The sequence below is a fragment of the Halomonas sp. V046 genome, assembly GCF_052645355.1.
The window spans coordinates 48794-58025 of sequence record NZ_JBQXYF010000022.1 but is presented as its reverse complement, the minus strand read 5'-3'; the positions used below and the strand labels follow the sequence as shown (position 1 = coordinate 58025).

Here is a 9232-nt window from a genome sequence, read left to right as displayed (position 1 = left end):
CCGGCACGTCATCCTTCACGTCGATCGTGAGGGTCGTGGTCGCGACGTCGCCATCGCTGTCGGTCAGGGTGACCGCGAAGTCGTCCTGAATACCGTCGCTGTCGGTGCCCTGGGTGCTGTGCTCGGTGGTGTTGTCATCGAGGGTGTAGCTGTAGGTGTAGTTACCGGCGCTGACGCTGACCGTCAGGACGCCGTAGCTGCCCTGCACCGTGCCGCCGTTGGTCACATTGACGCCGCCAATGACCAGGCTGCCGACGCCGTCGGAGCCGGTATCGATGTTCAGCGAGCCACTGGTGGTCTCGAGATCGGTCGCGGCCTGGCTGCCGCCATCGTCAAGACCCGCCTCGTCCACCTGATTGGTGCCTTCGGCGTTGGGTTCCTCCGGGGTGACGTCGATCTCGGGTTCGTCGTCTTCCACCACCACCTGCCAGGTCGCTTGGCTCGTGTCGCCGTCATTGTCGGTGATGGTATAGAGAATGTCAGCGGTGCCTTCGAAACCGGCCGCCGGGGTAAACGTGACCTGACCATCGGCAGAGAAGCTCAGCGTACCGGCCGCCGGATCCACGAGTTCAGCCGCAGTCAGGCTGCCACCATCGGCCCCGAGAGTGTCGGCGCCTTCGGCGTTGTTGATGACGTTGATCGTCACCGCGACATCATCGGTCGTGTTGGACGTCGGATCGTCCACCGCCTGGGGGGCATCGTCGACGATCAGAATGTCGAGCGACCCGGTCGCGCTGCTGCCATCGACGTCGACCGCCACCACGCTCAGGCTGTCAAGGAATCCGCCATCAGTGGCACCGGCTTGGCTGTCATTATCGACATTGTCATCAAGAACATAGGTATAGGAGACGCTGCCCCCTTGGGCGGTCCCGGAGAACCCGGTCAGCGTCAGCACCCCATGGGCGGTGGCGATGGTCTGAGGGCTGGTCCCCAGGGCATTGAGCTGGGCAAGCGTCAGCTCACGACCACCAACGCTCAGGGTGGCAAGCCCATCGCCGGCGGTAAAACCGAAACTGCCAGAGCGGGTCAGCGAGGCGGCATCGGGCGAACTGCCACCGGAAAGATTGGCTTCGAACAGGGTCTGCTCGGCGCTACTCGCACCGATCGGCAGACCACCGGGGTCTCCTGGGCCACCAGGACCACCAGGGCCGCCGGGGCCGCCGGGGCCACCAGGACCACCGGGGTCTCCCGGACCCTCGAGACCGGTCAAGGTGACACCCTGATCATCGGCGTCAGGATCGGCATCATCGATGGCATCGAATTCACGGAACTCGATGTCCTCGGCGCGCTCAAGGCCGAACTCGAAGGCTAGCGGGTCGACACTCTCGACAATGCGCAAGAGACGCACGAAGGTGCTGCCCTCATCGCCGGCGCCAGCCGCACCGCCGACGCCACCGGCGGCCGGCGCTTCCAGTTCGTCGAGAAGATCACCGCTGCCAGAATCGATGGCCGCCAGCAGATCATTTAACTGCTGATCGCCAAGCACGTTGTCGGCCTGTTCGGCGAGTTCGGCTTGATCGGCGCGAGGAGTACCGCTACCCGCCGGCGCTTCGGTCTCGGAGATGGCAGCCTCGACGGCGTCCATACGCGCATCAAGATCACCTTCACCAGAAGGGAAAAAACTGACCTGACCCGTGCCGCTGAGCACCGCAGGCTCCGTATCTCCACCGAAGTCGATGACCACGCGACCGCCGCTGGACGTCGTCAGACGCTGACCGTCTTCGAGGGTATCGCCGGGTTTGAGCTCGCGCCGCACCCCATCCTCACCCTCCACCCAGGCTTGACCTTCCACCATCATGACCGTCGCGTTCGCCATCTCGTCCTCGCTTCGTCAACTGCGTTGACGTCGTCTATTTCGTCGAATGGGCAAAAAAAGATCCCACCGGCATCTTTGTGATGCCAGAAATAGCGGAGAACTGCGCTGATCAGCATTGTACTGAAGTACATGTAGCGAACCCGAGGCGCGGAAACCGCCTGCATGAGACTACTTTCGACGTCACCTAGTACGACGTACTCCATGCTAATGAGCCGGGAAGTGCAAAAGATCAGTCAGGTTTTTGTGCCAAAACTCTCACCGGAACATCGGTGGCGCATCACTCCGCCTTCTTCCGGGCACCGGCCAGACCATCACCGACGGCGCCCGTTCAAGATCGCCAAGAGTCAGCCAAGTGGATGAAAAAAGGACGGTTGTTGGACGTCGTCAGTGTTTCCTCCGAAGCCCGCCGGCAGCGCGGATGGTTGACTCATACTCCATCCACTAGGCCGGACACGCCGCGCCACTACGCGACGCCTTCAGCGTCATCATGGCCCTGACGCTCGATTCCAGGACTGAGATTTCCCGTACACAAAAAACCGCCAAAGGACTGACCGATGACGCTGACGAAAAAGGCCCGACCAGACAAAAACCCAATAAACATATTTAAAACAATGAATTGCAATAAAACAGCGCCAAGCGTTGTCTATTAGCTACATATAAACACATGATTTATAACAATTTTTTATTATCCCTCTCATACTGTCTCTAAAAGGAGACGTTTTTCTCGCATCGAATGCCCCCCCAGGCCACGGCCATCCTGCCTCAGTCCATACAAAACACTGTTCAAAAACAATTTTTTCCTTGTTGGACTGCATCTTGCGTTAATGCCGTCCTGACATCCCAAGTCAACGACCGACCGTCACTGCCCCAGGTTGGGTAGCGGAAGAGGTCATGCCGTTGGCCCATGAAAAAAACGTGACTGCATCGCAAGGAGATCGACCATGAAGATCACCATTCACGGTTCTGGCTACGTCGGCCTCGTCACCGGTGCCTGCCTAGCGGACGTCGGACATGAGGTCATGTGCGTCGACGTCGACGAGATGAAGGTCGCCCGCCTGAGGCGCGGCGAGGTGCCGATCTACGAGCCCGGGCTCGAAAGCCTGATTCGCCACAATCTCGACAGCGAGCGTCTGCAGTTCAGCGCAGACCCCGAGGAAGGCGTCGCGTTTGGCGTGCTGCAATTCATCGCTGTCGGCACCCCGTCCGATGAGGATGGCAGCGCCGACTTGAGCCACGTGCTCCAGGTCGCCCGGACCATCGGCGAGAACATGACCCAGTATCGCGTCATCGTCGACAAGTCCACGGTACCGGTCGGCACCGCCGACCAGGTCAGCCGGGTGATCGGCGACACCCTCGAGGATCGCGGCCTGGCCCTGGAGTTCGATGTCTGTTCCAACCCTGAGTTCCTCAAGGAAGGCGCCGCCATCGAGGACTTCTCGCGCGGTGCTCGCATCGTCGTCGGCACCGAGAGCGAGCGCGTTCGCCGCCTGATGCGCGAATGCTACGCACCGTACAGCCGCCAGAAGGACAAGCTGATCTTCATGGACGTGCGCAGCGCCGAGCTGACCAAATACGCCGCCAACGCCATGCTGGCGACCAAGATCAGCTTCATCAACGAAATCGCCAACCTGGCCGAGCACCTGGGCGCCGACATCGAGCACGTGCGCCATGGCATCGGCAGCGACCCGCGCATCGGCTATCACTTCATCTACCCGGGCTGCGGCTATGGTGGCTCGTGTTTCCCCAAGGACGTCAAAGCCCTGGCGCGTACCGCCAGCGAGGTCGGAGCGCCAGCGCGCATGCTGCAGGCGGTGGAAACCGTCAATGCCGACCAGAAGTCGCGCCTCTTCGACAAGCTCGAGATGGCGCTGCACGGCAACCTGGAGGGGCGCACCATCGCCCTGTGGGGCCTGGCCTTCAAGCCCAATACCGACGATATGCGTGAAGCCCCGAGCCGTACCCTGATGGAGAAACTGTGGGCCGCCGGTGCCCGGGTCCAGGCCTTCGATCCCGAAGCCGCCGCCGAGTGCCACCGGATCTACGGTGAGCGCCCGGACCTGTGCATTGCCAAGCAGCGAGATGCCGCCCTAGAAGGCGCCGATGCGCTGGTCATCTGCACCGAGTGGAAGGCCTTTCGCACCGTCGACTTCGCGCACATCGCCAGCACCCTGAACCATCCGGTGCTGATCGATGGCCGCAACCTTTACGCCCCCGAAGACGTCCAGGGCGCCGGGCTCGAGTATTACGCCATCGGCCGCGGTGACTCCCTGCACACCGTCACCCCCTGAGGCGCCCCATGTCGACTCTACCCAAGCACACCTCCGTGGCCAGCAAGGCCACGGAGCTGACCACCCTGCTGCTGATGCTGTCGCTGTTGATCGTGCTGCTCAGTGAGTTGCCCTCGGAGGTGTTCTCGCCTGAATCGAAGAGCTTCTTCTTCGCCGTGGGCGCCGTGGGGGCGTGGCGCTATTCGTGGTGGTTCGTCCAGGCCCTGAGGTCGGTGTGGTACAACCGGCGCCTCTTTCCGCGCATGCGCGCCAAGGCCGACGCCCTTGGCGCCGACGGCAAGCCGTCGGAGCTGTACGTGCTGTGCACGTCCTTTCGCATCGACCCCGACGTCTGCTATCGGGTCTATGACGCCCTGGTGCGGGAAACCCGCGACTACGGTGTGCCGACGACCGTGTTTGCCTCGGTCTCGGACCAGACCGACGTGGACATCATTTCACACGTGCTGGAAGACCACGGCTGGCCGTCCAATGTCGAAATGCGCTACATGTTCCAGAAGGGTGACGGCAAGCGCTCGGCCATGGCCGAGGTACTGCGCGCGATCTCCCGTCGCGCGCCGGCTCCCGGCGCCTTGCTGGTGTCCATGGACGGCGACATTCTGCTCGAACCCGGCACTCTCGATCGCTCACTGGGCTTCTTCGCCCTGCGCGATGACCTGGGCGCCCTGACCACCAACAATAGCGCGATCGTCACCGGCAACGACGCCACCAAGGAGTGGTACGACCTGCGCTACGCCCAGCGTCACCTGGTGATGAGCTCGATGTCGGTATCGGAACGCCTGTTGGTCCTCACCGGACGCTACAGCGCCTTTCGGGCCGACCTGGCGACCCACCCCGACTTCATCGAGATGGTCGAGAATGATCACGTTGACCACTGGCGCTTCGGCAACTTCAAGTTCCTCTCCGGTGACGACAAGTCGACCTGGTACTGGCTGCTGAAGAATGGCTGGAAGATGCTGTATCTGCCGGATGTCTACGTGTCCGGCTTCGAGGAGCTGCCCAATCGACACCGCTTCTTCGCCTCCACCACGGATTTGATGCGGCGCTGGTACGGCAACATGCTGCGCACCAGTGGCCGCGCCATCGCCCTCGGGCCGCGCCCCATGGGGCTCTTCACCTGGTGGAGCCTGATCGACCAGCGCCTGTCGATGTGGACGACCCTGATCGGCCCTCTGGTCGCGATTCTGGTCACGCTGTTTATGCGCCCCTCGTTCATCTTCGCCTATGCCCTTTGGATCCTGTTTACCCGTGGCCTGTCGACGCTGATTCTGGCCTGGCAACGCGGTCGCTTCAGCCTCTTGTGGATCCCGCTGATCTACTACAACCAGGTGTTTGGCGCCGTGCTGAAGACCTGGGTCAGCTTTCGCTTCAACCGCCAGTCCTGGTCACGCCAGGGCATTTCCGCCGGGGAGCCGACGTCTGCCAGCGCGGCCCGACGCCAGCGTCGCATGGGCCACGTGCTGCACGCCTTCCATGTCAGCCTGATGGTCTTCGTGCTGATGCTGGCCACCGGCGTGCTCAAGGTGCCCGACGCCACCTCGCTAAAGATCCTCGACATGAGCGGCATCAATCCCGCCGCCGACGAGGTCGATGCCGATGCCAGCCGCTGGCTTTCCAAGCGCATCCGCGACGGCGCTCCGGATGGCCGCATCGAGCTGCCGGCCGGTGCACTGAGCCTCAGCGCCAGCCTGCTCGACGACTTTCACCATCCCGGGCCTGGCGGTGAGGCCGACCGCCGCGATATCGCGACCACGCTCCGTACCGGCACGGTTGCGGGTGCCGACGACACCGACGCGGCAGCGGGTGCCGACGACACCGGCACGGCAGCGGGTGCCGACGACATCGACGCGGTGGCGGGTGCCGACGACACCGGCGTAGTTGCGGGTGCCAACGACGTCGACGCGGTGGCGGGCGCCGACGACACCGGCGTGGTCGCGGGCAGCAACACCACCCTTGCCACCATTCTCAGCGGCAGTCCCCAGGGCGGCACCACCCTCGAGATCGCCCCCGAACTCGGCGCCTACTTCGTTGACTCACGGGGCCGCTCACCGACCGCCACGACGCCGCTGGCCTGTTCGGCCACCCAGGGCTGTGCCCTGACCCTCGGCGATCAACAACTGTCCCTGATCGATCTGCAAATCAGAGTGCGCGAACGCCACGGCTAAGCGCACCGCCGGTACTCCCCCGGCCAGGAGGAAATACGCAATGAGCGACTACTACACCCATGATGACCGTGAGAATCAATCTGGCCATCCATCGGAAACCCCCAGCCAGCAAGGCCCGATGACGCCCTCTAGCGCGGATCAGCGCCGCGAACCCAGCCTGGGCGATGCGGCCCCCGGCCCCACTTCCGACCGAGCGCGCGCCTCTTCCGACGCGTCCTCGGCCCCCGCCTCCTCCGCGGGTGGCCGAACGCCGGCGTCGGCCCAGCCAGGACTGGCCCACGAACGCCGCGATGAGCGGCGCTACATTCGTGTCACCCCGACGTTCGAGGTGCGCTTCGACGACGGCAACCGCTTTCGCGGTATCGACCTGTCCCAGGGCGGCTTCGCCCTGGAAAGCCCGCGCCAGATGCGCGATGGCGCTCGCATCAAGGGCGAGATCGCGATCCAGACCGCTTCCGCCGAGCTGCTGGTACCGGTAAGCGCCGTGTGTCGCCACAGCCAGGCCCTCGCGGGTCGCGGTGGGGTCCACCAGGCCGGCTTCGAGATCACCGATATCAGCCCCTCACATCTTGAACTGCTGCGCCAGGTGGTACGGGCTCACCTGGCCGGGCGCCCGCTGGATGTCGAAGGCATGCTCCAGGGCGAAGACCCGCAGACGCCACGCAAGCGTCGCGGTGCCGGCGGTACTCCGCAGCCGGCGAAACGTCCGCCCAAACCGCTGGGTCGGTACGTCGCGCTGTTCATGGCCTTTGCCGTGCTCGCCGTGGTCGCGGCCGCCACCGCCTACCGCAACTTCATGCTGATCGAACCGAGCTTCGCCGCCGTCACCGCGCCACGCATCGACATTCGTGCGCCGAGCCCCGGCATCCTGATGGCCCACGATCTCAAGGCCGGCGACAAGGTCGAGCGCGATGCGAACCTGACCAGCGTCAAGGACGTCGACCTTGAGTCTGATCTGATCCTGGCCCAGGCCGCCCAGCGCTATAACAGCCAGTTGATCGACAACCTGCAGCAGCACCTCGACAACGCCGATGGGGGCCAGGTCAGCCTGGCCAACTCGGCTCAGCCGGCCAGCGGCGAGACGGTCAGCTTCGAAACGGTATCGCCGGACATCGCCCGGGCGCGTATCGAGCAGTTCGAGACCGCCCGTGACTTTCAGAGCTCCCGGGTCACGGCGCTCGAAGCGCGTCAGTCCCAGAACGAGATCTACAGCCCCTGCAACTGTCTGGTGGCCTGGGCACTGTCCAGCGCCGACGGCACCTACATCAATGAAAGCGAAAAGATCATGACCCTGATTCGCACCGGCGATGACGAGGTCATGGTGGAAGCCCTGGTGCACATGGACGACATCGATCGCATCGAACCCGACCAGCTCGCGTACCTGTCGCTACCCAATGCCTCTGGCCCGGTCAGCGCGCGAGTCCGCAGCGTCGCGCTGGACATCGAGCGCCAGCCCCGCGCCGGCTTCCCGAGCTGGGTGCGCCAACAACAGAACGTCGCCAGCGTGCTGCTGGTGCCGGAAGACCCGCTGCCCACCGAGAGCGTTGGCACCCCGGTGGACGTACGTTTCACCGAGGCCCCGCTGCTCGGTGCCACCGCCGAGTGGGTGTGGCAGAGCGGACGCGCCGTGGTCCAAGGCGTCAGCCATCTGTTGTCGGGCCTGACCGACGACGATGACGAGACCGCCCAGAACGCGGGCTAACGCCGCCCCCTCGAGTCAAGGCAACGACATCAAGGCACGCCATGGCTTCCGGCCCCGCAGGGCCGGGAACCATTCGCCCCAAGGCCCCTCGCGCCGCGATGGGTTCTCGATGGGCCCACAGACGACATCACGGCCCTCAGCCATGAATAAGGAGAGCACAATGCGCAACCCAGGCTCCCTGGCCAAACGCACCTCATGCCCCCGCGACACCCGCTCGGCGAGTCGCCCACGGCTGTCGCCGGCCTGGATCGCCGTGCTGGCAGGACTGCCACTGGCGGCTCAGGCTGTATCTGCACAGGCGGCCTCGGACAAGGACAGCCACCTCGGCGTCCCCAGCGTCGCCGCGTGCTCCGAGCGCTACCCGCTGGTCGCCTCGCCGACCCCAGCCCTCGGCCTTCAAAGTGCCGACGAGGCGATTCGCGAAGGCTTCTCTACCACTCGCACCTGGGGCACCGAGGATAACGTCGAGCTGCTCGGCGGTGGCGCCTCACGCTCCACCGCACTGCGAGTCGGCTACCCGGAAGGCACCTCGTCACCGGGGGATACCGAGGTCGGCGGCGCCGGCTTCTACTCGGCGCCCGAGGGCTTCTCGGGTCGTGATCATGCCTGCCTCAGGTACGCAGTGCGCTTCGAGGACGGCTTCGATTTCGTCAAGGGCGGCAAGCTGCCCGGCCTCTATGGCGGCGAAGCGCCCAGCGGTGGCGACAAGGTCACCGGTGAAAACGGCTTCTCGCTGCGTTACATGTGGCGCGAAAACGGACAGGGCGAGCTCTACGAGTATGTCGCCGACAGCCGCGAGAGCGATGACGACTCGGACTACGGCGACTCCGTCGGCCGTGGCCTGTTCAGCTTTCCCACCGGACAGTGGGTGACCCTCGAACAGGAAGTCATCCTGAACGATCCGGGTCAGGAAAATGGCGTGGTTCGGGTCTGGGTCGACGGCCGCCCGGTGCTCGAACAGCAGGGCATGGTCTACCGCACCAGCGATGACGTGACCATCGACGGCCTGATGTTCTCGACCTTCTTCGGCGGCCACGGCAAGGACTGGCGCACGCCCCATGACCAGCACGCCGACTTCGCCGATTTCCGCTTCTACGCGCCGAGCTCGTAAGGCCCAGCCGTCTATCCACCGCCATCAGCGCGCCCCTCTCCCTGGGGCGCGCCCAAGGAGATTTTTGCGATGCCCCTGACGACCGCGACGTCCCGCGCACCTGATGTCCCCCTCGCCAATTCCCCTGGCGCTGCTGGACTCGGCTCGACGTCT

General features: G+C 64.4%; 5 protein-coding genes. 4 read left to right on the top strand and 1 reads right to left on the bottom strand.

Annotated elements, in window-relative coordinates:
• A partial coding sequence (locus ACUN9Y_RS21280; protein ID WP_445462746.1) for a retention module-containing protein occupies positions 1 to 1816 on the bottom strand: 1816 nt, incomplete at its 3' end.
• 941 nt (positions 1817 to 2757) lie between these two features.
• Between ACUN9Y_RS21280 and ACUN9Y_RS21275 the strand changes: the two genes are divergently transcribed.
• The 4 genes from ACUN9Y_RS21275 (at position 2758) to ACUN9Y_RS21260 (ending at position 9079) form a co-directional block, all read left to right on the top strand.
• Positions 2758 to 4104 (top strand): UDP-glucose dehydrogenase family protein, encoded by a 1347-nt coding sequence (locus tag ACUN9Y_RS21275; RefSeq protein ID WP_445462745.1) that lies wholly within the window; start codon positions 2758 to 2760, stop codon positions 4102 to 4104.
• An 8-nt stretch (positions 4105 to 4112) separates the two neighbouring features.
• Complete coding sequence (locus ACUN9Y_RS21270; RefSeq protein ID WP_445462744.1) at positions 4113 to 6266, top strand: glycosyltransferase; 2154 nt, start codon at positions 4113 to 4115, stop codon at positions 6264 to 6266.
• Between the two features lie 40 nt (positions 6267 to 6306).
• The gene (locus ACUN9Y_RS21265; protein WP_445462743.1) at positions 6307 to 7968 is read left to right on the top strand and encodes a PilZ domain-containing protein; all 1662 of its coding nucleotides are present in this window, start codon (positions 6307 to 6309) and stop codon (positions 7966 to 7968) included.
• A gap of 160 nt (positions 7969 to 8128) precedes the next feature.
• Positions 8129 to 9079: a polysaccharide lyase gene (locus tag ACUN9Y_RS21260; protein ID WP_445462742.1), complete on the top strand. Its 951-nt coding sequence runs from the start codon at positions 8129 to 8131 to the stop codon at positions 9077 to 9079.
• Positions 9080 to 9232: the final 153 nt, after the last annotated feature.

Coding starts and splice junctions, on each gene's coding strand:
- ACUN9Y_RS21275 (WP_445462745.1), top strand. CDS start 2,758: ATGAAGATCACCATTCACGGTTCTGGCTACGTCGGCCTCGTCACCGGT.
- ACUN9Y_RS21270 (WP_445462744.1), top strand. CDS start 4,113: ATGTCGACTCTACCCAAGCACACCTCCGTGGCCAGCAAGGCCACGGAG.
- ACUN9Y_RS21265 (WP_445462743.1), top strand. CDS start 6,307: ATGAGCGACTACTACACCCATGATGACCGTGAGAATCAATCTGGCCAT.
- ACUN9Y_RS21260 (WP_445462742.1), top strand. CDS start 8,129: ATGCGCAACCCAGGCTCCCTGGCCAAACGCACCTCATGCCCCCGCGAC.